General features: G+C 61.4%; 20 protein-coding genes. 9 read left to right on the forward strand and 11 right to left on the reverse strand.

Annotated elements, in window-relative coordinates; genetic code table 11:
• Positions 1-32: 32 nt before the first annotated feature.
• From LQ231_RS00960 to LQ231_RS00990, 7 genes are all read right to left on the reverse strand, one after another.
• Positions 33-842 (reverse strand): alkaline phosphatase family protein, encoded by an 810-nt coding sequence (locus tag LQ231_RS00960; RefSeq protein ID WP_230169931.1) that lies wholly within the window; start codon positions 840-842, stop codon positions 33-35.
• Between the two features lie 110 nt (positions 843-952).
• On the reverse strand, positions 953-2881 hold the full coding sequence (locus tag LQ231_RS00965; protein WP_230169932.1) for a beta-galactosidase: 1929 nt from the start codon (positions 2879-2881) through the stop codon (positions 953-955).
• Complete coding sequence (ugpC, locus tag LQ231_RS00970; protein WP_230169933.1) at positions 2881-3975, reverse strand: sn-glycerol-3-phosphate ABC transporter ATP-binding protein UgpC; 1095 nt, start codon at positions 3973-3975, stop codon at positions 2881-2883. Before ugpC ends, LQ231_RS00965 begins: the two co-directional genes overlap by 1 nt.
• Positions 3968-6073 (reverse strand): alpha-galactosidase, encoded by a 2106-nt coding sequence (locus tag LQ231_RS00975; protein WP_230169934.1) that lies wholly within the window; start codon positions 6071-6073, stop codon positions 3968-3970. The genes ugpC and LQ231_RS00975 overlap by 8 nt, the downstream gene beginning before the upstream one ends.
• Positions 6070-6921: a carbohydrate ABC transporter permease gene (locus LQ231_RS00980; protein ID WP_230169935.1), complete on the reverse strand. Its 852-nt coding sequence runs from the start codon at positions 6919-6921 to the stop codon at positions 6070-6072. Before LQ231_RS00980 ends, LQ231_RS00975 begins: the two co-directional genes overlap by 4 nt.
• A complete protein-coding gene (locus LQ231_RS00985; protein ID WP_230169936.1) occupies positions 6921-7829 on the reverse strand; it encodes a sugar ABC transporter permease in 909 nt (302 codons plus the stop codon). Before LQ231_RS00985 ends, LQ231_RS00980 begins: the two co-directional genes overlap by 1 nt.
• Positions 7830-7918: 89 nt before the next feature.
• On the reverse strand, positions 7919-9151 hold the full coding sequence (locus LQ231_RS00990; RefSeq protein WP_230169937.1) for an extracellular solute-binding protein: 1233 nt from the start codon (positions 9149-9151) through the stop codon (positions 7919-7921).
• A gap of 151 nt (positions 9152-9302) precedes the next feature.
• On the opposite strand from LQ231_RS00990, the gene LQ231_RS00995 reads away from it, so the two are divergent.
• Positions 9303-10226 carry a helix-turn-helix domain-containing protein gene (locus LQ231_RS00995; protein ID WP_230169938.1) on the forward strand — a complete coding sequence of 308 codons (924 nt, stop codon included), beginning with the start codon at positions 9303-9305 and terminating at the stop codon, positions 10224-10226.
• 35 nt (positions 10227-10261) lie between these two features.
• Here LQ231_RS00995 and LQ231_RS01000 read toward each other — a convergent pair whose 3' ends face one another.
• Together LQ231_RS01000 and LQ231_RS01005 are read right to left on the reverse strand one after the other, a co-directional pair.
• On the reverse strand, positions 10262-11155 hold the full coding sequence (locus tag LQ231_RS01000) for an aldo/keto reductase (RefSeq protein WP_230169939.1): 894 nt from the start codon (positions 11153-11155) through the stop codon (positions 10262-10264).
• A 130-nt stretch (positions 11156-11285) separates the two neighbouring features.
• Positions 11286-12173 carry a GntR family transcriptional regulator gene (locus LQ231_RS01005; protein WP_230169940.1) on the reverse strand — a complete coding sequence of 296 codons (888 nt, stop codon included), beginning with the start codon at positions 12171-12173 and terminating at the stop codon, positions 11286-11288.
• 270 nt (positions 12174-12443) lie between these two features.
• Between LQ231_RS01005 and LQ231_RS01010 the strand changes: the two genes are divergently transcribed.
• From LQ231_RS01010 to LQ231_RS01040, 7 genes are all read left to right on the forward strand, one after another.
• Positions 12444-13949, forward strand: a complete 1506-nt coding sequence (locus tag LQ231_RS01010; protein ID WP_230169941.1) for an altronate dehydratase family protein — start codon at positions 12444-12446, stop codon at positions 13947-13949.
• 28 nt (positions 13950-13977) lie between these two features.
• Complete coding sequence (locus tag LQ231_RS01015) at positions 13978-14997, forward strand: aldo/keto reductase (protein WP_230169942.1); 1020 nt, start codon at positions 13978-13980, stop codon at positions 14995-14997.
• 11 nt (positions 14998-15008) lie between these two features.
• Positions 15009-15455, forward strand: a complete 447-nt coding sequence (locus LQ231_RS01020) for an RbsD/FucU domain-containing protein (protein ID WP_230169943.1) — start codon at positions 15009-15011, stop codon at positions 15453-15455.
• Positions 15456-15667: 212 nt separating this feature from the next.
• Positions 15668-16654: an ABC transporter substrate-binding protein gene (locus LQ231_RS01025; RefSeq protein ID WP_159951979.1), complete on the forward strand. Its 987-nt coding sequence runs from the start codon at positions 15668-15670 to the stop codon at positions 16652-16654.
• 114 nt (positions 16655-16768) lie between these two features.
• Complete coding sequence (locus LQ231_RS01030; protein ID WP_230169944.1) at positions 16769-18322, forward strand: sugar ABC transporter ATP-binding protein; 1554 nt, start codon at positions 16769-16771, stop codon at positions 18320-18322.
• 63 nt (positions 18323-18385) lie between these two features.
• Entirely contained in the window at positions 18386-19357 is a 972-nt protein-coding gene (locus LQ231_RS01035) for an ABC transporter permease (RefSeq protein ID WP_113142736.1), read from the forward strand.
• A gap of 74 nt (positions 19358-19431) precedes the next feature.
• Positions 19432-20466: a zinc-binding alcohol dehydrogenase family protein gene (locus tag LQ231_RS01040; protein ID WP_230169945.1), complete on the forward strand. Its 1035-nt coding sequence runs from the start codon at positions 19432-19434 to the stop codon at positions 20464-20466.
• 59 nt (positions 20467-20525) lie between these two features.
• Here the strand turns inward: LQ231_RS01040 and LQ231_RS01045 are convergent, their stop codons facing one another.
• Both LQ231_RS01045 and LQ231_RS01050 read right to left on the reverse strand, forming a co-directional pair.
• On the reverse strand, positions 20526-21131 hold the full coding sequence (locus LQ231_RS01045; RefSeq protein WP_230169946.1) for an alpha/beta hydrolase: 606 nt from the start codon (positions 21129-21131) through the stop codon (positions 20526-20528).
• 67 nt (positions 21132-21198) lie between these two features.
• The gene (locus tag LQ231_RS01050; RefSeq protein ID WP_230169947.1) at positions 21199-22131 is read right to left on the reverse strand and encodes a VOC family protein; all 933 of its coding nucleotides are present in this window, start codon (positions 22129-22131) and stop codon (positions 21199-21201) included.
• A 124-nt stretch (positions 22132-22255) separates the two neighbouring features.
• On the opposite strand from LQ231_RS01050, the gene LQ231_RS01055 reads away from it, so the two are divergent.
• Positions 22256-23158 (forward strand): LysR family transcriptional regulator, encoded by a 903-nt coding sequence (locus LQ231_RS01055; protein ID WP_230169948.1) that lies wholly within the window; start codon positions 22256-22258, stop codon positions 23156-23158.
• The last annotated feature ends 10 nt before the right edge of the window (positions 23159-23168 follow it).

The raw sequence follows: 23168 nt of genomic DNA on the forward strand, positions 1-23168 counted from the left end.
CGGAAGCGGTTTCGGATCACGCAGCACGGGTCTTAGGCCAGAATTTCAAGCGGCCCCTGATAGCCCGGCATATGTCCCGCATCCACGTCCATCAACCGGCAGATCAGACCGGCAATCTCCGTTTGTGGCAATGCGGCGTCCTCGCCCAGGCGAAAGCCGAGCGCATAAAACGGCACATGCGTCTCCTCAGGTGTAGGTCCGGCATGATTGCCGTCATAGCCCATGCCGTGGTCGGCCGTGACGATCACCTTATAACCAAGCGCCAGCCAACCGGGCAGATGCCGCGCCAGCAGGTCGCCCTGAACACGCGCGGCATTGCGATAACCGACACTGTCCCCGCCATGGCGGTGACCGGCATCATCGACATTCATCGGATGCAGCAGCAGGAAATCGGGACTGTGGCTGGAGATCAGCCAATCGGCATCGGCAAACAGATGACTGTCGGGATAGTGGTCGTCCCAATAGAAGACGCCATGCGTGATATCACCGCCGCCATTCACCAGGATACGGTCGCGATGCCGATCGAACGGGCAGGAGACATAAAGCTCCGACACCCAGTGATAGGCCGCAGCGGCCGTGACCTTGCCTGAAGCCCGACAGCGGGCAAAGAGATTGTCGCCCTCAGAACGCCGCACCACGCCATTGCTGACAATGCCATGCTCCACCGGACGCCGCCCGGTCAACAGCGTCTCATAGAGTGGCCGCGACATCGCTGGCAACTCGCAGGTCAGCCTGCGCACCTCCGCCATGCCCGCCTGCACCAGGCCTTCCATATATCCGAGACAGCTACGGGCTGCGTCATAGCGCAAGCCATCGAGAACGATGAGGATCACTTTTGTCATGGCGCGCAACTTGCCATGACCCGCCGCGAAGGCAAGGGCCAAAATCAACGAGGGGCACCCGTGGCGCCCCTCCCATGATCTTCGATCTGAACCGCTTTTGACGCCTGCAACTAGCGCCAGGCGACAACCGCCTGTGGCTTGAGAACGGCCTCGCCGAGCGCAAGTTTTGCGCCGGCGGGAACCGCCCAGTCCTCGGTGCCATAGTTGAAGGCAAAGGTCAGGTCGCCGCGACGACGAATGCGGATGTGATCCGGCACCGGCATCGTCTGAAGGCCGGCCTTTTCCGCGGCAAGCGTCAGAACGCTTCCCAGCAAGGTCTCGTCGGCCCAGCAGGCGAGATAGAGCATACGGTCCTTCTCGGTCAGCGCCGGATCGCCATTGGCAAAGCGGGCGAGAACCGTGGCTGACGTCTCCAGATATTCCCGCCAGCGGATGCCGGCACCTGAAACAGCGCCCGAAACGGCATCCGAAAGTCCCGGCCGCAGCGTCGAGACCTGGATGACGCGATTGCCGGTTCGCGCGCCGAGCGGACCCGGCGGCAGGTTTTCCGGAATGACGAAATTGCGATCGCGTGAACCCGTGCGCGCGCCGATCAGCACATGGCCGGTCGCCTCTTCCAGCGCCGACTGGGTCGCCGTATCGACCTCGGTCATGCAGGGCACGACAACCAGCGCGTAGCCTTCCAGCGACGCGCCCGGACGGACGAAATCAATGTCGAGACCGAGACGGCGCAGGCCCTCGTACCAGCGGAAGCACAGTTCCTCGTAGCGGAAGTCCTTGCCCTGCGGCTGGATCATCGTCGTCCAGTAGCTCTGGTAGTCGAAGACCAGCGCAACGGAAGCCTTGCCCGTCACCGGCAGAGGCCCGAGCGACTTCAACTCTTCGGCCACCTGAAGCACCTCGATCCCGCCCGGCGACAGCTCGTCGAGACCGGCGAGGTTGAGACCGGCATGCATCTGCTCCTGCGCGAACGGTGCCTGGCGCCAGCGGAAATAGCTGACGACGTCGGCCCCATGCGCCAGCGCTTCAAAGGTCCACAGCCGCACCATGCCGGGCTTCGGCACCGGGTTCCACGGCGCCCAGTTCACTGGGCCCGGCTGCTGCTCCATCACCCAGAAACGGCCCTTGCCGACAGCGCGGTAGAGATCGTGGTGATAGGGTGCAATATCCGGATGCGAGGTTTCCGCCCAGCGATTGCGCTCGTCTTCCGAGAACGGAAACTTCTCGACGAAACCGATAGGATAGCTGTCCCAGGACGCCAGATCGAGATTGTCGCCGACCTTGAAGTGGTCGAAATCCGAAACGAAGCCCATGAAGTTATGGGTGATCCAGCGTTCAGGTGAATGCTTGCGGATGATCTCGCACTGCATTTTGTCATAGGCCCCGACCTGGTCCGACTGGAAGCGCCAGAAGTCGAGCCTTGTGGCCGGATTGGGCTCCGTCACCGTCAGGTTCGGCAGCATGACCTCGTCGAAGCTGTTCAATTCCATCGACCAGAACACCGAGCCCCAGGCCTCGTTGAGCTGGTCGGTCGACTGGTAGCGCAGCCTGAGCCAGCGCTTGAAACTCTTCAGGTCTTCAGCCCCCCAGGACACCGTCGTGTCATGACAGCCATATTCATTGTCCGTCTGCCAGCCGACCAGCCCCGGGTGATTGCCGTAGCGCGCGGCCACGATCTCGACGATGCGCGCGCTTTCGCGCCACCAGGTCTCGGACGAAAACGTATAGTGCCGGCGCGAACCGAAGCCGCGCACCTTGCCGTCTTCGTCATAGGGCAGGATATCGGGATGTTCGTCGACCAGCCATTTCGGTGGCGTCGCCGTCGGTGTGCCGAGCACGATCTTCAGGCCGGCCTTGGTCAGGATATCCATCGACCGGTCGAGCCAGCCGAAATCGAATGTGTCGCGCGCGGGCTCCAGCCGCGACCAGGCGAACTCGCCGATCCGAACGAAGGAGATGCCGAGTTCGACCATGCGGCGGGCGTCCTCGGCCCAGCGCGTTTCGTCCCAGTGCTCCGGATAGTAACATACGCCCAGCATTATCGCGTCAGATCTCCGTTGATGACGGCAAGGCCATCCTTGTTGAACAGATGGCAGGCCTTGGCATTGATCCCGATCCTCAGCCTGTCGCCCGGCTTTTCACGCGCAAGGCCATCGGCCTTGAGCGACAGTTCCGAACCATCGGCGAGCGTGACGAAGAACAGCGTCTCGGAGCCGAGATATTCGGCAAGGTTGACAGTGCTTTCGAGCACAACATCGCCCTTGCCCGTCGCATCGATATGTTCGGGACGAATACCGAAGGTCATCTCGCCAAGCGCCGGCTTTCCCTCGCCGGCCATCGTAAGGGACACACCACCCGGAAGCGCGACGCTGAGAGTGCCGCCTTCGGCCTGACTGACATTCACTTTCAGAAAATTCATCTTCGGCGAGCCGATGAAACCGGCAACGAAGAGATTGTTCGGCCGATGGTAGAGCTCGAGCGGCGAGCCGACCTGCTCGATCTTGCCGGCCGACAGCACGACGATCTTGTCGGCCATGGTCATCGCCTCGACCTGGTCATGGGTGACATAGATCATCGTCGACTTCAGGTCCTGATGCAGCTTCGACAACTCGCCGCGCATCTGCACGCGCAGCGCCGCATCGAGATTGGACAGCGGCTCGTCGAACAGGAAGACCTCCGGATTGCGCACGATCGCACGGCCGATCGCCACGCGCTGGCGCTGGCCTCCGGAAAGCTGGCCGGGCTTGCGCTCTAGCAATGGCTCGAGCTGCAGCATCTTGGCCGCAACCGCCGTCCGATCAGTGATCATCTCTTTCGAGTGACCGGTCATGCGCAGGCCAAAGCCGATGTTTTCGGCCACCGTCATATGCGGATAGAGCGCATAGGACTGGAACACCATGGCCACGCCACGCTCGGACGGACCGACCTTGGTCATATCTTGGCCGCCGATCGACAGCGCGCCAGAGGTGATGTCCTCGAGACCGGCGATCATCCGGAGCAGCGTGGACTTGCCGCAGCCGGACGGGCCGACAAAGACGCAGAACTCGCCATCCTTGACGTCGAGATCGACGCCCTTGATGACGCTGAGTGCGCCGAACTGTTTCTTGACGTCGCGCAGGCGCACATCAGCCATGGGTCTTGCCTCCCTTTGAAGGAATGAGTTCGAGGAGCAGCGCGCTTTCCGGCATCAGCATCGGCAGCGGCAGGCCGGCAAGGCCGGTGCTCGACAACTGGAAGCTGATCTCGCCGGCCAGCAGTTTTTTCTGCCCCTCGGAGATACGGATGAATTGCGGTGCGGCCGGAAGCGCATTGGCGATCCGCCATGTGCCGCCGAGTTCCGTGACGCTGTCGGGCAGCTTGAGCGGTGCCGGCTGCTCGCCGACCATCTGCGGCCCCTGCGCAACGATTACGACGATCTTCTCGGCGCTGGCCGCCCCCCAGACATAGCGCCCATCGATCGGCTCCAGCCGGAACGCGGCGCCCGGCGCATGCAACAGACCGCGCAGCCGCTTGTAGGCCTCGATATAGACCTTGAGCTCCGACCGTTCGTCTTCGGTCAGTTCCAGCGGATTAAGCTCGACGCCGAGATGATAGGCGATCGCCACCAGGGCCCGGAAGGACAGCGTATGGCGCCGCCCTGTCTGGTGGTTCGGCGAGGCCGAGATATGGCTTCCGAGAATTTCCGGCGGCACGAAGACCGAGGCGCCGCGCTGGATTTCCAGCCGCTCCAGCGCATCGGTGCAATCCGAGGTCCAGACGCGGTGGGTGCGCGCCAGCGCGCCATAGTCGATGCGGCCGCCACCGGACGCACAGCTTTCGATTTCAACACCCGGATGCGCCGCACGGACCCGGTCCATCAGCGCATAGACGGCGCGCGTCTGGGCGGCGATCTTCGCCTTGCCATCACGCCCACCCGCATGGGTCAGGTCGCGGTTCATGTCCCATTTCACATAGGACACGGCATGATGGGCCAGCACCGCATCGATCTTGGCGAACAGGTAGTCGGACACCTCCGGCCGCGTCAGGTCGAGCACCAGTTGGGTGCGCGATTCGAGCAGCGGTCGCCCCTCGATCTGCAGTGCCCAGTCCGGATGCGCCTTGTAGAGTTCGGACACCGGATTGACCATTTCCGGCTCAAACCAGATGCCGAACTGCATCCCGAGGCCCGTCACGTGATCGACCAGCGGCTTCAAGCCATCAGGGTATTTGCGCGCATCGATGTCCCAGTCGCCGAGACTGGTCGTGTCGTTGTCGCGCTTGCCGAACCAGCCGTCATCGAGCACGAAACGCTCGATGCCAAGCTCGGCGGCCGCCGTCGCCTGAGCTTTGAGCGACCCCATCTGGTGGTCGAAATAATTGCCTTCCCAGGTGTTCAGCGTCACCGGACGCGGGCTCATCCTGCCGCCTGGCCATTGGGTCAGCTCGTCACGAACGAAGGCGTGGAAGTCTTGGCTGTCGGTACCCGCATAGGCAATCGGGCTCTTGTAGCTCTCGCCCGGTTGCAAAACGATCTCACCCGGCTCGAACAATTCACCCAGATGCACCAGCCGCTGGCCGTCGTCGGTGCGGTCGATGACCATCTGGTGATTGCCGCTCCAGCCGAGCGTCACGCCAAAGACCTGCGTTTCGCTCTCGATGAACAGCATCGGAAAACGGTCATGCGAGGTCCGGCCGCGCCGGCTTTCCTGGATCCAGGTGCCATTGCCGAGCAATTCGCGGCGCGTCTGGAACTCGCGGCCCCAGATGCCGGTAAAGCTCATCACCTGCAGGTCGCCGGCGGGCGCCAGGAAGGTCGCGGCCATGCAGCGATCGAGCTGGTAATCGCCATCGCCCAGATTGGTCAGTTCCGTCGCCATCGAGATCAGGCCGGACGCATGGGCGGAGAGCGCAATGTTGATGCCGAGCTTTGCCACCGTGTCGGCACCGTTCAAAACGGTGCGGTTGCCGTCACGCTCGACCGACCAGCCGCCGAACTGCGCGACGAAATCGCGCCCTGCCCGATGACCTGAAATTGCCGGCCAGCCGAAGAAGCCCATGCCGCCGGTTGGCAGCAGGACCGATGTCGGCACGGCGATATCCATGCCGTTCACGCGGCTGGAGCGTTCGATGTCGAACAGCGGATCGACCTCGACCGGGACTGTGCCGAAGGACAGGATTTCCGGCATGCCGAGATCAGGCAGGCGCAGGCTGAGCGAAAGCTGACCTGAATCGACGGTTACGATTTCACTCATCCCTTGGTGGCTCCAAGTGTCAGGCCGGCAATGAAATGCCGTTGCATCAGGAAAAACATGGCGACCGGCGGCAGCGCCGCGACGATCGAGCCGGCGGAAACCAGGTGCCAGGCGGCGACCCATTGGCCGTTCAGCGAATAGAGACCCGCCGTCACCGGCATCGCATGCTGGCCTTGGACCAGCACTGTGGCCCAGAAGTAGTCGTTCCACACGAAGGTGAAGACCAGCACGGAGAGCGCCGCAATGGCCGGACGCATCAGCGGCAGCACGATATGGCGGAAGATCCGCCATTCCGAGACGCCCTCGACGCGGGCGGATTCGATCAGTGCGAATGGCAGGCCCTTGATAAAATTGCGCATGAACAGCGTGCAGAAGCCGGTCTGGAAAGCGACATGGAACAGCACCAGGCCCATTGTCGTATCGTAAAGGCCAGCCCTCAGCGTCATGTCGCGCACCGGCACCATCAGGATCTGGAACGGAATGAAATTGCCGGCGACGAACAGGAAGAACAGCACGAGATTGCTCTTGAAGCGGTAAACCGCGAGCGCAAAGCCGGTCAGGCACGACAGCGCAACTGCCCCGATCACCGTCGGGATCGTCACCTTGAACGAATTCAGGATGTACCAGCCGATCGGCGAATCGCGGAACACGGCGGTATAGTTCTCCACCCCGGCGAAGGAGGACGGAATGCCGAAATAATTGCCGGCCGCCAGATCGCCCGCCGGGCGCACCGAGGTGATCGCCACTCCGATCAGCGGCAGCAGCCAGAGAAACAGCGCCACCGGCAGCAGGATCTTGTAGCCGGTCTGGACGAAGCGCGAGGCTTTTTCGATGGGTGCCGGGAACATCAGGCGTTCCTTTCCTGGCGCAGCATGCGCACGATGAACAGCGAGATGAAGACCATCATGATCAGGAACAGGACGACGGCAATTGCCGCACCATAACCCATGCGGAAACCGTATTCCGACAGCGCCTGCTCGTACATGAAGTAGGACAGCACCTGGCTGGAACCGTAGGGACCGCCGGCAGTCATCACCGAGACAAGGTCGAAGGAACGCAGCGAGCCGATCACGGTCACCACCATGGCGATGAAGGTTGCCGGTCCGAGCTGCGGCAGGATGATGTTCCACAACAGCTTGACGCCCTTGGCGCCGTCCATGCGGGCAGCTTCCACCTGCTCGGGATTGATGTTGTTGAGACCGGTCAGGTAGAGGATCATGCAATAGGCCGTCTGTGGCCAGAGACCGGCAACGATGATGCCGTAGGTGACGAAACGCTCGTCGGCCAGCACGGCGATCTGCTCGCCCGTCAGCCATTCCGTCAGCTTGGAAAACAGGCCGAAATCCGGCGCATAGAACCAGGTAAACATCAGGCCGACCACGACCTGGCTGATCACGAAGGGAAAGAAAAACAGCGACTTGTAGAGCCGGATGCCGGTGACCGTCTGGTTGAGGAACAGGGCGGCCGCAAGACCCGCCGGGATCGACAGCAGATAGAGTACCAGCCAGATCAGGTTGTTCTTCAGGGCGACATAGAACGTGTCGTCGTCGAGCAGTTCGACATAGTTGTCAAACCCGATCCAGACCTGTTCGCCCAGCCCGTCCCAGTCGTGGAAGCTGATCCAGATGGACTGGAAGATCGGCACCAGGACATAGATCACGAACATCAGCATGCCCGGCGCAAGAAACAGCCAGGGCGCGAGCTTCTGCTGGTTTTTCTTCCAGAAGCTGGATGAGGGGGAGACGGCGTTGCTCACGGCGGCACCTTTGGAAACGGGAAGGGAATGGCAACCGGATGCCGAAGACAACGAGGTCGACGGCACCCGGCGCGGGAGGACCTTGGTCCTTATTTGTAGACGCGAGCGCGAACCTTTTCGAGCCGCTCGAGAATGCGGTCGAGATTGTCGGGCTTGACCATGAATTCCTGGAAGCCTTCCATGCCGGCCTTGGCCATTTCGGCCTGCGCATCACGGTCATAGAACTGTGCCAGCGCATGGGCATTGGACAGCATGGTGAAACCGGCGTCGAGGAACACGTCCTTCGGCTTTTCGGCGGTATTGTTCACCGGCAGCTGGCCGAGCGTCGCATTCATCTTGGTCTGAGCGGCCGGAGACGCGAGATAGGCCAGAAATTTCCTGGCGTCTTCCTTGTTCTTCGCACCCGATGGGATGTGGAACGTATCGGTCGGAGCCTCTTCAGCCACCGGAATGCCGGGGGTGATTTCCGGGAACTGCAGGAAGCCGATCTGCTCTTCCTTCAGGCCGCCTTCCTTGAAGGTGGCGACGGCGAAATTGCCCATCAGATACATGGCAGCCTTGCCCTGCACCAGTTGCGGCACGGCGTCCTGCCAGTCGATCGCGGCATGGTTGGCGATGAAGTAGTCCGCCTTCACCAGCTCGCCCCACTTTTCGAACACGGCCTTTACGCGCGGATCGGTGTAGGGAACCTTGCCAGCCGTCAGCTCCATGTGGAACTCGTAGCCGTTGACGCGCAGGTTCAGATAATCGAACCAGCCGCCGGTCGGCCACAGGGCCTTGGTGCCGATGGTGAATGGCGTGATGCCGGCAGCCTTCAGTTTTTCCGAAGCGGCCAGCAGCTCGGCCCAGGTCTTCGGCGGGGTGATGCCCTGCTCGGCGAAGATGTCCTTACGGTAGTAGATGCCCCACTGGTAATAGGTATAGGGCATGCCCCATTTCTTGCCGTCGATCGTCATCGACGGCGCCGACGACTTAAGCTGCTCGTCGAGGCCATTGGCCGTCCAGACATCGGTGACGTCCTCGAACAGGCCAGCCTTGACGAAGGGCTCCATGCGGTTGCCGGCATACCACGCAACCACGTCCGGCGCGTCAGCCGTCAGGAAGTTGCGGATCGCAGACTTGTAGCCTTCGTGGTCGAAATTGTTCCACTTGACCGTCACATCCGGATTGGCCTTCTGGAAGTCGGCAATCAGCTCTTCCATCGCCTTTTTCGGCACCGGATCGGAATGGTCGGAATTGATGGTGATTTCGCCGGCAAATGCGGCAGTCGAGAACAGCACTACGGAGAGCGCGAGCCCGCTCAGGCTCTTGAAAAGGGTCATGTTTTCCTCCCTATGACCGGTATGCATCGCATATCGCAGAGCTGGTGCGATCCGGATCCCACCGGACATGCATGTCAGCTCACCTTGATCATCAGGCGCAAAGCCGTAATAATCTACCGACTTTCTGCGTAACTTCTCCGGGATCCTAAGCATGACGCCTCTGCAGCCTGTTGTTCAGGACGAATCTGTCCCGGTCCATCCCGACCATGACCCGCGTCATCCGCTGGTGATCTTCGGCGATCATCGCTTTTGCGCCGGTGAAGCCCTCCTCGTCCAGCGCATGGCGGGACCGCATATGCACAGCCAGATCGAACTCAACTTCGTGCTGGACGGACATATGACCTACTGGTTCGACGGCCGCGAATTGACCGTCGGCAAAGGCCGCCTCTGCCTGTTCTGGGGCATGATCCCGCACCAGGTGATCGATCGCGCGGAGGGAACCCGCTTCATCTGCCTTTATGTGCCCATGTCCTTCTTCCTCGGCCTCGCCAACCTGACCCGCTTTCGCGACGCGGTGTTTCGCGGCGCGATGATCGAGGCGACCGAACTGCGCCCCTATGACCGCGACATCTTCCAGCGTTGGCGCGAGGAGCTTCTGTCCGGCGACGAGGGCCTCAGCGAAATCGTCCGCAACGAACTGACCGCCCGCGTCCTTCGCATCGAGCGCGACGGATGGCGCGACCTGCGCGAGGAAGGCTCGGCAATTGCCAGCCTCGGCCATAGCGACAGCGAGCGGGTGGAAAACGTCGAGCGTATGCTGCGCTACATTGCCGAGCACGCGCTGGATGAAATCTCGGCCGAAGACGTCGGCCGCGATGCCGGCCTTCACCCCAACTATGCGATGTCCGTCTTCAAACGCGCCGTCGGTTTGACGATCAACCAGGCGATCGTCCGCCATCGCCTCGATACGGCCCAGTCACTGCTGATCGCAACCGACCTGTCGATCACCGACGTCTCCTTCGAATCCGGCTTCGGCTCGGTTTCGCGCTTCTACGAAGCATTCAGCGATCGCTTCCGTGAGAAACCGACGGCCTTCCGCAAGCGTATGCGATCCAAGGGCGGTGCGCCGACGTGAGACGATCGGTCGTGGGATGACGTCACGACAGCGCGTCAGGGAACTTCATGGCCAATCGCCAGCGTATAGAGCTCAAACCAGCTCTGTCGATCCAGCTCCACCTTCGCCGCATCGCTGATCTTGGCGATCCGCGCCATGGCATTCGTCCCCATGACCGGCATGATCTTCGCTGGATGACGCAGCAGCCAGGCAATTGCGACGGCCGTTTCATCGACACCGTGTTCGCCGGCGATGCGCTTGATCACCGCAAGCAATTCTGGTTTGGATCCATTGAACAGCGAGCCGCCGCCGAGCGGCGACCAGGCCATCGGCGCGATCATGCGCTCCTGTAGATAGGCAAGATCGCCATTGGTAAACGCCTGGGGCGCCATCAGGCCCATCTCGATCTGGTTGGTCACCAACGTTGATTCCATTGAGGACTGTAGCAGCGCATAGTCCCACGGCCGGAAATTGGAGACCCCGACGGCGCGAACCTTGCCGGACGCCACCAGCGCATCCAGCGCCGAACCGGTTTCGTCCGGGTCGAGCAGAGGGTCCGGCCGGTGGATCAGCAGAAGGTCGATATAGTCGGTCGCCATGTCGCGCAGCGAGGCCTCGACCGAAGCGTTGATGTGCGCAGTGGTCGTATCGTAATGCTTCACCCTGGCGCTCGCATGCCGCCCAGCCGGGGCAACGATACCGCATTTGGTCACGATCTCGATCTGTTCGCGCAGCTGCGGCGCAGCCTTCAGTGCCGCGCCAAAGATTGCCTCGACAGTGTAGCCGCCATAGATATCGGCGTGATCGATTGTCGTTATGCCTTGCGCTAGACAGCTCTCGACCTTGGCCTGCACATGAGCGATTGATGTATCCTGATCCTCTCCAAGCCGCCACATGCCATAGACGATCCTGCTCAAAGACAGGTCAGGATTAAGGGCAACGCGTTCCATCGTCGGTGAACTCCATTTCAACAAGCGTTCGCCGACATCTTGCCCGGCATGCGGCCATCGGTATTGAACAGACAATGGTGGTTAGAGTGCCGGGCAGCGGTCTGGCAAGAGCCAATGCAGAAGGCACCCTTCATTCGCTGTCCTGAATTGATTGCAAAAGCGTCTCCCGGGCCGACTTCAGGTGTCGTCGGCATGCCTCCTCGATCTTCCTTCCATCGCGGGAAAACAGCGCGCCGATATAATCGAGGTGCTCCTCCAGCGCCCGGGCATTGCGGGCCCGCGCATTGGTCTTGTTCCACTGGTAGTGATAGTGGAAGACGATCGAGATAATGTCGTAGAAATCGATGATGAAGCGATTGCTGGATGCCTTTTGCACCAGCAGGTGGAAGCGCTCATCGAGTTCGGAAAACTCAGGATAGCGCCTGTCGATATCCGCCAACAGCGCATGATGCTGCGCCTCGACCTCTTTCAATTCGGCCCAGGCGGGATGATCCTGCGCCAGATCGGCAAACCTTGCAGCGGATCGCAGCTCGAACATTTCGCGCACTTCGGTCAACTCGAGCGCAAATTCGCGGGTAAAACCCTTGAGCACCCAATGGCTGTTCGGCCGCTTTTCGATTAGCCCGAACCGGCTGAATCGAATCAGGAACTCCCGTACGCTTGTCGTACCGGTGCCGATCTCGCGCGCCAGTTCCAGCTCGTTGATCTGCATGCCTGGCTGCGCACCACCTGCAAGAATGCGCCGCATGAAACTCCGCTCGATGATCTCCGAAAGTGAATCCGTCTCCTCTGAGGGAAAAAAGTCCGCTTTGCTGGGCCGCCGCAGTACCGTTTTGGCCCGCTTGTCCCACATGATCAGGCCAACGTCGCCGAGCCGCGTCAGGACGGCGCGCACCGTTGTGCGACTGACCCCCAGGCTTCCGCAAAGCTCAGGTTCAGACGGCAGGCTGTCGGTCTCCTCGATCAGCTTCAGTGTGCGGTTGTAAGCGTCCTTGAAGACGGTATTTTGCTTGGCCATCTGTCCGCCATGTCTGGATGAAGTCCATCGCCGAATCCAGGATCCGGCGCTTCTGCCCCGCTCTATCCTCGATTGGCCGCAAAGAGAACCACCAAGCTGAAAAGCTTGGAAATTCAGTTCTTTTTTATCAATTCTCTACCTCGGAAAGTCCCGTTTTCGCGGTTTTCTTCAATAGCAGCATCATTACCATTGACGCCAATCTGTCTATTGTAGATAAAAGACAAAAGCAAGGATCCGACCTTGAGGTTGGGCTATAGGGAGAAAGACCGGGTGAGCAAGACTGCCTGTATTCTGCTGTCTGCAGACGACAATGTCGCCGTCACGACAATCGCCATCGAAGCCGGCGAAGCGCTTCCTGGCGGCGCCGCGGCGGGCATGAAGATCGACCCCGGCCACAAGGTCGCCGTCCGCGCCATTCGCAAAGGTGAGCCGGTGGTGAAATACGCCCAAGCCATCGGCCGCGCGACCAGCGATATCGCCGCCGGCGATCATGTGCACTCCCACAATCTCGCCTTCGATGAGGACCGCCTGTCGGTCACCGGCCTTGCCCAGCCCGAGGCCGCAACCCCGGCCGACAAGGCGCGCACCTTCATGGGTTACCGCCGCGCCGATGGCCGCGCGGCGACCCGCAATTTCGTCGGCATCATCGCCAGCGTCAACTGTTCCACCACGGTCTGTCGGGCCATTGCCGAAGCGGCCAATCGCACCATCCTGCCCCACTATGAAGGCATCGACGGCTTCGTGCCGATCGTCCACGACCAGGGCTGCGGAATGAGCTCCACCGGTGACGGCATGCGCACGCTTCACAGAACATTAGCCGGCTACACACGACATGTGAATTTCGGCGGCGTTCTGATGGTCGGGCTCGGCTGTGAGGTCAATCAGCTTACGCTTTATGGCCAGAGCGGCGCAGGCGCCGGAAAACGCCATTTCAACATCCAGGATGCCGGTGGTTCGCGCCGCGCGGTGGAAAATGCGCTGGGCATCCTGCGCGAGATCGCCGCCGAAATCGGCACTGCCCGCCGCGAACCGATCTCGGTCAGCGAAATCATCGTCGGCCTGCAATGCGGCGGCTCGGACGGTCTGTCCGGCATCACTGCCAACCCGGCGCTTGGCGTTGCGGTTGATCTTCTCGCCGGTGCCGGTGGCACGGCGATCCTGTCGGAAACCTCTGAAATCTACGGCGCCGAGCACCTGCTGCGCAGCCGCGCGGTGACCGAGGATGTGGCCGTCAAGCTCGACGGACTGATTTCCTGGTGGGAGGCCTATGTCGCCCAGCACGGCGCCTCGCTCGACAACAACCCCTCGCCCGGCAACAAGAAGGGCGGCCTGACCACCATTCTCGAAAAATCGCTCGGGGCCGTGGCCAAGGGCGGCCGCTCGCCGCTGACCGCCGTCTATAACTACGCCGAACGCGTCACCGAACACGGCCTCGTCTTCATGGATACGCCCGGCTACGATCCGGTCTCCGCCACCGGCCAGGTTGCCGGCGGCGCCAATGTCATCGCCTTTACCACCGGCCGCGGCAGCTGTTTCGGCTCACGGCCCGTACCGTCGATCAAGCTGACCAGCAACACCGCGCTTTACCGCGCGATGGAAGAGGACATGGATATCGACTGCGGCGTCATCGCCACCGGCGACGCCTCCGTGTCTGGTCTCGGGCACGAGATCTTCGACCTGATCATCGAGACCGCGTCCGGCCAGAAGACCAAGAGCGAACTGTTCGGCTACGGCGACAACGAATTCGTGCCCTGGCACCTCGGTGCCACGCTCTGAGCGACATGAACCAGACGGAACGAACAGCATGAAAACGAGACGCATCGGCAAAACCTCCCTGGAAGTCACCGAATACAGTTTCGGCACGGCTCCGCTCGGCGGCCTCTATCGCGCCTGCCCGCGGGAGGCTGGATTGGCGACGCTCCAGGCCGCCTGGGATCACGGCGTCCGCTATTTCGACACCGCGCCCCATTACGGCTTCGGCCAGGCCGAACGTTATGTCGGCGATTTCCTGCGCGACAAGCCGGAGGACAGCTATGTGCTCTCGACCAAGGTTGGCCGGCTTCTCGCGCCGGTTCCGCGCGACCAAATCCCCAATGTCGGCTTCGTCGATGCCCTGCCGTTCAAGCTGGTCTATGACTACAGCTATGATGGCATCATGCGGTCGGTCGATTTCAGCTATGCGCGGCTCGGCCTCAACCGCATCGACATGCTCTATGTCCACGACATCGGCGTCTATACGCATGGCCGCGAGATCAACGACCGTTATGTGAAGCAACTGCGCGACGGTGGCTACAAGGCGCTCGACGCGCTCAAATCCTCCGGTGCCATCAAGGCATTCGGCCTTGGTGTCAACGAAGTGCCGGCCTGCTTGGACATGATGGCCGACATCGATATCGATGTCATCCTTATGGCCGGCCGCTATTCGCTGCTCGATCGCTCCGCCGTCGAGGAACTGCTGCCGCTCTGTGAGAAACGCGGCACCTCGATCACTGCGGGCGGTGTCTTCAATTCCGGCATCCTGGCGACAGGTGCGGTCCCCGGTGCCCATTTCGACTACACGCCGGCAACCGAAGAGATCCTGACAAAGGTTCGCGCCATGGAGGCGGTGGCGAAATCCGCAGGCAAGCCGCTTGCTGAATATGCGCTTCAATTCCCGTTGCACCACCCGGCCGTTGCTTCGGTCATCATCGGAACGGCGAAACCGGAGAGCCTGGCCCGCAACATGGCGCTGACTGCAGAAGAATTGCCTGCGTCCGCCTTCGCGCCCTTCGACCCCTACACTCTGGTTGCTCCGCCGCTCGGCGATGAACCGGTCCGCGAATAGGAGACCTGCGGATGCTGAAAGGTATTCATCCCCTGCTCGGGCCTGACCTGCTTCATGCCATCGCCACCATGGGCCATGGCGACGAAATCGTCATCGCCGATGGCAATTTCCCCGCCAGCACGATCGGGCCGCCTGTCGTGCGGGCCGACGGCCTCGGCGCTGTGGCGGTCCTTGAAGCCATCCTCGCGCATATGCCACTCGACCAGTTCGTCGATGAGGCCGCCTGGACCATGCAGATCGTCGGCGATCCGGTCACCGTGCCGGAAATCTGCCAGGAGTTCGGCGACATGGTCCAGCGCCTCAGCGGCGACTTCAAGCTGACGTCGCTCGAGCGCTTCGCCTTTTATGAGCGTGCCGCCAATGCGGCCTTCATCGTCGCCACGACGGAACTTAGAATCTATGGCAATATCATCCTGAAAAAGGGCGTCGTCTATCCGGAGGAAATCCACCGGGTTTAGCCGCAGGCTTGCGCGGGAATTTCTGTCCGAACGCCCGCAAAACAAGGCATTTGACGCAATGGGAGCATGCGTTTTCTGCCTGCTTGATTTCTCCAGAATGCTGGAGTAGCGTGCCTCGGTAAAATGTTTTTTATCGATAAAAGATCGTCTCGGTCGCGTTCTGCGGGAGGGTCTCACTGGAGGAACAGGACGCAAATTGAGAGGAGAACCACATGTCTATTCTGAAGAGCATGACGCGCCGCGCCCTGATCGGGGTCGCCGGTGCTGCAATGATGGTATCGGCAATGCCGGCCGCGTCCTTCGCACAGGACGTTACCATCCCGATCATCGTCAAGGACACCACATCCTTCTACTGGCAGATCGTGCTGGCCGGCGCCCGCGCCGCTGGCAAGGATCTCGGCGTCACCGTTCCGGAGCTCGGCGCGCAGTCGGAATCCGACATCAACGGCCAGATCAGCATTCTTGAAAACGCCGTCGCCGGCAAGCCAGCCGCGGTCGTCATTTCGCCGACCGAATTCAAGGCGCTCGGCAAGCCAATCGATGAAGCTGCCAAGTCCGTTCCGATCATCGGCATCGACTCCAGCGCCGACTCCAAGGCCTTCACCTCCTTCTTGACCACCGACAACGTCCAGGGCGGCCGCATTGCCGCCGATGGCCTTGCCGCGGCCATCAAGGAAGTCACCGGCAAGGAAGAGGGCGAAATCGCCGTCATCACCAGCCTGCCGGGCGTCGGCTCGCTCGATCAGCGCCATGATGGATTCATGGAACAGATCAAGGCCAAGTATCCGGGCCTGACGGTCGTCGCCGACAAATATGCCGATGGCCAGGCGACCACCGGTCTCAACATGATGACCGACCTGATCACCGCCAACCCGAACCTCGTCGGCGTCTTTGCCTCCAACCTGATCATGGCGCAGGGCGTTGGCCAGGCGATTGCCGAAAACAAGCTCGGCGACAAGATCAAGGTCATCGGCTTCGACAGCGACGAAAAGACGGTCGGTTTCCTCAAGGAAGGCGTGCTCGCCGGCCTCGTCGTGCAGGATCCTTACCGCATGGGTTACGATGGCGTGAAGACGGCGCTTGCCGTCTCCAAGGGCGAGAAGGTCGAAACCTTCGTCGACACCGGCGCCAATCTGGTGACCAAGGCCAACATGGCCGAGCCGAAGATCGACGCCCTTTTGAACCCCAAGGTCAACTGATCCAAAAGTCCGTCACGCGCGGCTCTAGTCGCGCGTGACTTTCATGCAGGGACGGCAAGGCTTTGGGAGAAAGCCTGCCTGCCCTTGAGACAACCGCGATCGCGGGAGGAAACGATGACGGGACTGCACGATCTCAGCCACAGGCACGACGACACGCCGGAGCTTCTGGAGACGGACCGGATTACACCGGGAACACCGATCCTCGAGCTTGTCGGCCTGCAGAAGAAATATGGCGCCGTCGAAGCCCTGAAACCGGCGACCATCGCCTTCCTGGCCGGCGAGATCCACGCCATCGTCGGCGAAAACGGCGCTGGAAAATCCACCCTGATCAAGCTTCTGACCGGCGTCATTCCGCGCACATCCGGCGAGATCCGCTGGTGCGGCAAACCCGTGCCGCTTGCCGACCCCAACGAGGCGATCCAGCGCGGCATCAATGCCGTGCATCAGGAAGTCGTGCTCTGCCCGCATTTGTCCGTCGCCGCCAATATGTTCCTCGGCGACGAGATGTCGTCCGGCGGCATCATGCGCAAGGGCGCCATGACCACGGCGGCCCAGAATGTCCTGGACGATCTCGGCTTCAATCTGCCCGCCGGCGAAACGCTCGCCAATCTCACCATCGGCCAGCAGCAGCTGGTCGCCACCGCCCGCGCCGCCATGCGCGGCATCCGTTTCCTCATCTTCGATGAGCCGACAGCCTATCTGACCCGCCAGGAATCGGCCCAGCTCTTCCGCCTGATCCGCCGCCTGCAATCCGAAGGCGTCACCATCGTTTATATCAGCCATCGCATGGAAGAGGTCTTCGAGCTGGCGGACCGCGTCTCGGTCCTGCGCGACGGTACCCATGTCGGCACCCGCCTGATCACCGAGACCAATGACGCCGAACTGATTTCCCTGATGATCAACCGCTCGATCGAGCAGATCTACCACAAGGAAAAACTGCCGATCGGCGCGACCATCCTGGAAACGAAGAACCTCAGCGGCCCAGGCTTCAACGATGTATCGATCAAGGTTCGCGCCGGCGAAATCGTTGGCCTCTACGGCCTGATCGGCGCCGGACGCAGCGAATTTGCGCTTGGCCTCTATGGTCGTCAGCCCTGCTCGGGCGGGGAAGTCTACTGGGACGGCAGCAAGGTCACGATCGACAACGAGCGCAAGGCCATGGATCTCGGTATCGCGCTTGCCCCGGAAAGCCGCCGTGACCAGGGGCTCTGCCTCAACCTGCCGATCGGCCTGAACATCAACCTGCCGGTCTTCAAGCGCCTGAGCCGCGGCCTGACCATCAGTCGCAAGCTCGAGACCACCAATGCCGACAAGCAGATCAACGACCTGAAGATCAAGACGCCGACCCGTGCGGTGCTCGCGTCCGCCATGTCCGGCGGCAACCAGCAGAAGATCGTCATCGGCAAATGGCTCAGCCACGGCGCCCGCCTGTTCATCTTCGACGAGCCGACCGTCGGCGTCGATGTCGGCACCAAGGCGGAAATCTACCGGCTGTTTGGTGAACTGCTGAAACAGGGGGCGGGCATCATCCTGATCTCCTCCTACCTGCCGGAAGTCTACGAACTCGCCGACCGCCTGCATGTCTTCAGACAGGGCAGGCTGGTCGCCAGCCATGATTACCGGGCCGCCTCGCATGAGGACGTGCTGACCGAAGCGATCGGCGTGTAAAACCGCTTTCCATCCGGCATTGCCAGACGAACGATACCAAAAAAGACGACAGGGAGAACGACAATGAGCCTGGACACCACTGACACGAAGGTCGCGCCAAAAAGGGGCATGAGCATCCTTTTCAGTCTGACCCTGCTCGGCCTCCTGCTGTTCCTCTGGTTGCTGCTGGCCTTTTCGACCAACAGCTTCTGGACACCCAACAACATCAGCAACCTGTTGCGCCAGGGTGCGATGACGGCCATCCTCGCCGTGGGCCAGACCTTCGTCATCATCACCGCCGGCATCGACCTGTCGGTCGGTGCAGTGGTCGGTTTCGCCAGTGTCATTCTCGCCTGGCTGCTCGCCGCAGGCGTACCGCTCTGGATCGCCATGGGCATCACACTCCTCGTCGGCGTCGCAATCGGCATGTTCCATGCTTTCGGCATCGTGCGCATGGGCCTGCCGCCATTCATCATCACGCTGGCGACACTGACCTCGCTGCGCGGCATCGGCCTGCTGATCACCAATGGCTCGACCATCTCGATCTCGAACGACGCTTTCACCAATTTCGCCCGCGCCGATTTCCTCGGCGTGCCAAGCCTGTTCTGGATGGTGATCGTGGTCGCCATTCCGGCCTATATCTTCCTGCATCTCAGCCGCTGGGGTCGCTATCTGTTCGCCGTCGGCTCCAATCGGGAGGCGGCCCGGCTGTCCGGCGTCAACGTCAACCGGACGATCTATCTCGCCTATATCCTGTCTTCCACCTGTGCTGCCTTCGTCGGCATCCTGCTCGCGTCCCGCATCGGCATCGGCAATGCCACCCAGGCCGAAGGCTGGGAACTGCAGGCCATCGCCTCATCGGTCATCGGTGGCACCAGCCTGTTCGGTGCGGTTGGTTCCGTCCAGGGTCCGCTGCTCGGTGCCTTCATTCTGGCGACGATCAACAACGGCGCTAACCTGCTGAACGTCAACTCGTTCTGGCAGCGCATCATCACCGGTGCCCTGATCATCCTGATCGTCTATTTCGACCAGTTGCGGCGCCGCGGCAGTCGCTGATCGCCACACGCCCGGGAGCGGGTTTCCCGCTCTCGTTTCTGACCAACATCCCGGGTCTGCCGGAAGGACATGCCATGAAAGCCGCGCTCTGCCTTGAACCGGGTCGCCTCGAAATCGTTGATCGGCCATCGCCGCAGACGCCAGCTCCGGGTTTTGCCCGCCTTGCGGTCAGCCATGTCGGCATCTGCGGCACCGACTACCACATCTACGAGGGCAAGCATCCTTTCCTTGCCTATCCCCGTGTGATGGGGCACGAAATCTCGGCGACCGTCGTTGAAGTCGGCAAGGGTGTCGATCTGGCGCCGGGCACGACCGTCATCGTCAATCCGTACATCGCCTGCGGCACCTGCATCGCCTGCCGCAAGGCAAAGCCGAATTGCTGCACGGCCATCAGTGTGCTCGGCGTGCATTCCGATGGCGCCATGTGCGAAGAAATCGTCGTGCCTGCGGGCAATCTGTATCCGGCCGGCAACCTCTCCCTTGAGGCGGCCGCAACGGTGGAGTTTCTCGCCATCGGCGCCCATGCCGTGCGCCGCGCGGCGATGCCGGCCCCAGGCCCAGAGGCGATCCGTGCACTGGTGATCGGTGCTGGCCCGATTGGCCTTGGCACGGCAATCTTTGCCCGCATCGCCGGTCAGGAGGTGACCTTGCTCGACACCAGCCCCGAACGCCTGTCCATGGCCGCCGATCGGCTTGGCTTTGCCTCGGGCATTCTCGCCGGCGATAGCGCCAGCGCCGCCGTTGCCGAAAAGACGGGTGGCGACGGCTTCGATGTCGTCTATGACGCCACCGGCTATCGCGGTTCGATGGAAAAAGCCTTCGCCTACGTCGCCCATGGCGGCAGCCTGGTCTTCGTCAGCGTTGTGAAGGAAGAGATCAGTTTCTCCGACCCGGAATTCCACAAGCGTGAAATGACCCTGATCGGCAGCCGCAACGCGACCAGGATCGATTTCGATCATGTCCGGGATTCAATCAGCAAGGGTCTTGTGCCGATCGACCAGTTGATCACGCATCGCACGACGCTCGATAAGGTCGCGGAGGACCTGCCGCGTTGGGCGAGCGAGAAGACCGGGCTGATCAAGGCAATCATCCGCATCGGCAACGGCTAGAACAGACAAAACCACCTGCAAAAATGCGGCACCGGAAAAACCGGGACCGCCTTCTCGTGTCACGCCCGAAGGAACGTGCTGATGGCCTCGATCTCGCCCTGCGAGATCTCGTGTCCGCCCGGATGCAGCACGGTCTGGACGATCGCGCCCTGACCTTCAAGATAAGCTGCAAGCGCTTCCGTCAGCGGCAGCGGGCAGATCGGATCCCGCTGACCCGCCGTGATCAGGACATGGCGGCCGGCAAGACCCGGCTGCGCAGCCGGCGTCCACGGGATCAGCGGATGCATCAGCACGGTCCGATCGAACAGATCGGGCGCCTTGAACATCACCGAAGCCAGGATATTGGCACCGTTGGAATACCCAAGCGCCTGGAATGGCCGACCCGGATACCGTTCCTTGTATGCCGCGACAAAGGCGATCATCGCATCCGTTCGCTTGGCCAGATCGGGCATGTCATAGACGCCCTCCCCCGTGCGACGAAAGAAGCGATTGGCGCCATATTCGGAAACATCGCCGCGTGGCGAGATGATGCCGGCCTTGGGCTGGATGCGGGCGATCAACCCCGGAAACTGGTGCTCATCGCCACCAGTGCCGTGAAAGGTAAAGACAACCGGGGCATCGCCCTCGGGCGCCTGATGAAGATGTTGATAGCTATCGATGGACATGGAAGATCCTCTAGCTGGAGAAATGTCGGGCGTGTGGTGCCGGCCCTGATCGGGCCGGCAAAGCAGATCAATCCTTGATCGGCTGCAGATGCGCCTCGATCTGCGAGCGATACTGGGTATAGCGGGTCGGCAGCTTCAGCGCCTCGCCGAGATGCGCAGTATCCTCGTCACGATTGAAGCCGGGCTCGTTCGTGGCGATTTCGAACAGCACGCCACCGGGCGTGCGGAAATAGATCGCCCAGAAGTAGTCGCGGTCGATCACCGGCGTGACCTGATAACCCGTATCGAGCAGCGCCTTGCGCACTTCGAGCTGGGCTGCGCGATCATCCACGGCAAAGGCGACGTGGTGAACCGAACCCGCGCCTGACTGTGCATGTTTTGCACCCGGCAGCACTTCCAGATCGACGTAATCGGCACCGTTGCCGCCGGGAATGGCGTAACGCACCATCTCACCCTGCTTGTCGATCTGCTGGTACCCCATGAACTTCAGCAGCTCACCGGTCGCACCTTCGTCACGCAGCCGCATGGTCACGCCACGAAAGCCGTGGATGCCCTCGGAGGAGGCCACCGGGCCGCGGTCAAACGGAATGCGCTGGTCGCCGTCGACTTCCGCCAGCGAGAAACCATCGCCATCCGGACCGGCAAAGCGCAGGCGATTTTCGCCGAACAGGGTATAGGGAGCCAGTTCAGTCACACCCTGGCTGCTCAGGCGCTCCTGCCAGAAAGGCAGCGTGCCCTTCGGAACGGAGAAGACCGTATCGGCCACTTCGCCGGTGCCGCGCTTGCCGGCACCCATGTTGGCGAAGGGGAAATAGGTCATCACCGATCCGGCATTGCCGACTTCATCGCCGTAATAGAGATGATAGACATCCGGTGAATCGAAGTTGACCGTCTTCTTGACGCGGCGAAGGCCGAGCGTCTTAGTGAAGAAGTCATTGTTGGTCTGGGCATCGGCGGCCATCGAGGTGACGTGATGCAGTCCTTTGATCTGGGTAATCATGATTTTGATCCTTCCCGTCCAAACGGTTCGTGTTCAGTGTTGAAGCGAATATGGGGGATGGATAAATTTCGTTGAATAGGCATAATGCGGCACAGACTATTGCACTTTGCGTAAAGGTGACGCCGTGGGCGAGTTGGAAGCCATCCGCACATTTCTGACCGTCGCAGCAGAACGCAACTTCAGCGCAGCCGCACGACGGCTGAACACCACACCGGCATCCATTACCCGTACGGTTGCGGCACTTGAAGACCGGCTCGGGGTCCAGCTTCTGCTGCGCACCACACGCAAGGTGTCGCTGACATCGGCAGGCGCTGCCTACGCGGCCCGCGTCGCGCCTCTGGCCGAAGGTCTCGCAAGGGCCACGGAAGAAACCAAGGACCTGCAGAAGGTGACAGCCGGATCACTGAAAGTCTCGGCTCCGATGTCGCTTGGCATGAAGGTGCTGCCCGCTGTTCTTGGCCAGTTCGGCATAATTCACCCGCAGACCCATGTCGCGATCGATCTCTCTGACCGCTTTGTCGATATTGTCGAGGAAGACTATGATCTGGCGATCCGTATTTCGGGTCCACCGAGCGACAAGTCGACGATCTGGCGCAAGATCCGCCCGGTGCCGCGCCTTCTTGTCGCCGCACCAAAATTCCTCGAAACCCATGGCAGTCCTCAAGTGCCGGAGGACCTGGTCCAGCTTGAATGCCTCAGCTATCAAGACCAGTCGATGACCGAGGTCTGGGAGCTCAGCCGGGCCGGCTCAACCCGCAATATCGAGGCCCGAGGCCGGTTCGCGGTTAACAATGGCGACTTTCTCGGTCAGCTCGCCGTGGCCGGAGAAGGCATTGCTCTCCTGCCACGCTTTATCGTCGAGGAGGATCTGCGGGAACGTCGGCTGGTTGAGGTGCTGCAAGGCTGGTCGACGCCGGAGATCTGGCTGACCCTCTACTATCCGCCGTATGAGCAGCTACCGCTTCGGGTGGCGACTTTTTCCGATTTCTTCGAAGCGTATATCAAGGAAAGCTGGGGCGCATCGTGACAGCATACCC

It is taken from the genome of Rhizobium sp. CECT 9324, assembly GCF_918741265.1.
Lineage (GTDB): Bacteria > Pseudomonadota > Alphaproteobacteria > Rhizobiales > Rhizobiaceae > Allorhizobium.

Excerpts from the sequence above, each read along its gene's own strand:
- LQ231_RS00960 (WP_230169931.1), bottom strand. The coding sequence starts at position 842 with ATGACAAAAGTGATCCTCATCGTTCTCGATGGCTTGCGCTATGACGCA.
- LQ231_RS00965 (WP_230169932.1), bottom strand. The coding sequence starts at position 2,881 with ATGCTGGGCGTATGTTACTATCCGGAGCACTGGGACGAAACGCGCTGG.
- ugpC (WP_230169933.1), bottom strand. The coding sequence starts at position 3,975 with ATGGCTGATGTGCGCCTGCGCGACGTCAAGAAACAGTTCGGCGCACTC.
- LQ231_RS00975 (WP_230169934.1), bottom strand. The coding sequence starts at position 6,073 with ATGAGTGAAATCGTAACCGTCGATTCAGGTCAGCTTTCGCTCAGCCTG.
- LQ231_RS00980 (WP_230169935.1), bottom strand. The coding sequence starts at position 6,921 with ATGTTCCCGGCACCCATCGAAAAAGCCTCGCGCTTCGTCCAGACCGGC.
- LQ231_RS00990 (WP_230169937.1), bottom strand. The coding sequence starts at position 9,151 with ATGACCCTTTTCAAGAGCCTGAGCGGGCTCGCGCTCTCCGTAGTGCTG.
- LQ231_RS00995 (WP_230169938.1), top strand. The coding sequence starts at position 9,303 with ATGACGCCTCTGCAGCCTGTTGTTCAGGACGAATCTGTCCCGGTCCAT.
- LQ231_RS01000 (WP_230169939.1), bottom strand. The coding sequence starts at position 11,155 with ATGGAACGCGTTGCCCTTAATCCTGACCTGTCTTTGAGCAGGATCGTC.
- LQ231_RS01005 (WP_230169940.1), bottom strand. The coding sequence starts at position 12,173 with ATGGCCAAGCAAAATACCGTCTTCAAGGACGCTTACAACCGCACACTG.
- LQ231_RS01015 (WP_230169942.1), top strand. The coding sequence starts at position 13,978 with ATGAAAACGAGACGCATCGGCAAAACCTCCCTGGAAGTCACCGAATAC.
- LQ231_RS01020 (WP_230169943.1), top strand. The coding sequence starts at position 15,009 with ATGCTGAAAGGTATTCATCCCCTGCTCGGGCCTGACCTGCTTCATGCC.
- LQ231_RS01025 (WP_159951979.1), top strand. The coding sequence starts at position 15,668 with ATGTCTATTCTGAAGAGCATGACGCGCCGCGCCCTGATCGGGGTCGCC.
- LQ231_RS01030 (WP_230169944.1), top strand. The coding sequence starts at position 16,769 with ATGACGGGACTGCACGATCTCAGCCACAGGCACGACGACACGCCGGAG.
- LQ231_RS01035 (WP_113142736.1), top strand. The coding sequence starts at position 18,386 with ATGAGCCTGGACACCACTGACACGAAGGTCGCGCCAAAAAGGGGCATG.
- LQ231_RS01040 (WP_230169945.1), top strand. The coding sequence starts at position 19,432 with ATGAAAGCCGCGCTCTGCCTTGAACCGGGTCGCCTCGAAATCGTTGAT.
- LQ231_RS01045 (WP_230169946.1), bottom strand. The coding sequence starts at position 21,131 with ATGTCCATCGATAGCTATCAACATCTTCATCAGGCGCCCGAGGGCGAT.
- LQ231_RS01050 (WP_230169947.1), bottom strand. The coding sequence starts at position 22,131 with ATGATTACCCAGATCAAAGGACTGCATCACGTCACCTCGATGGCCGCC.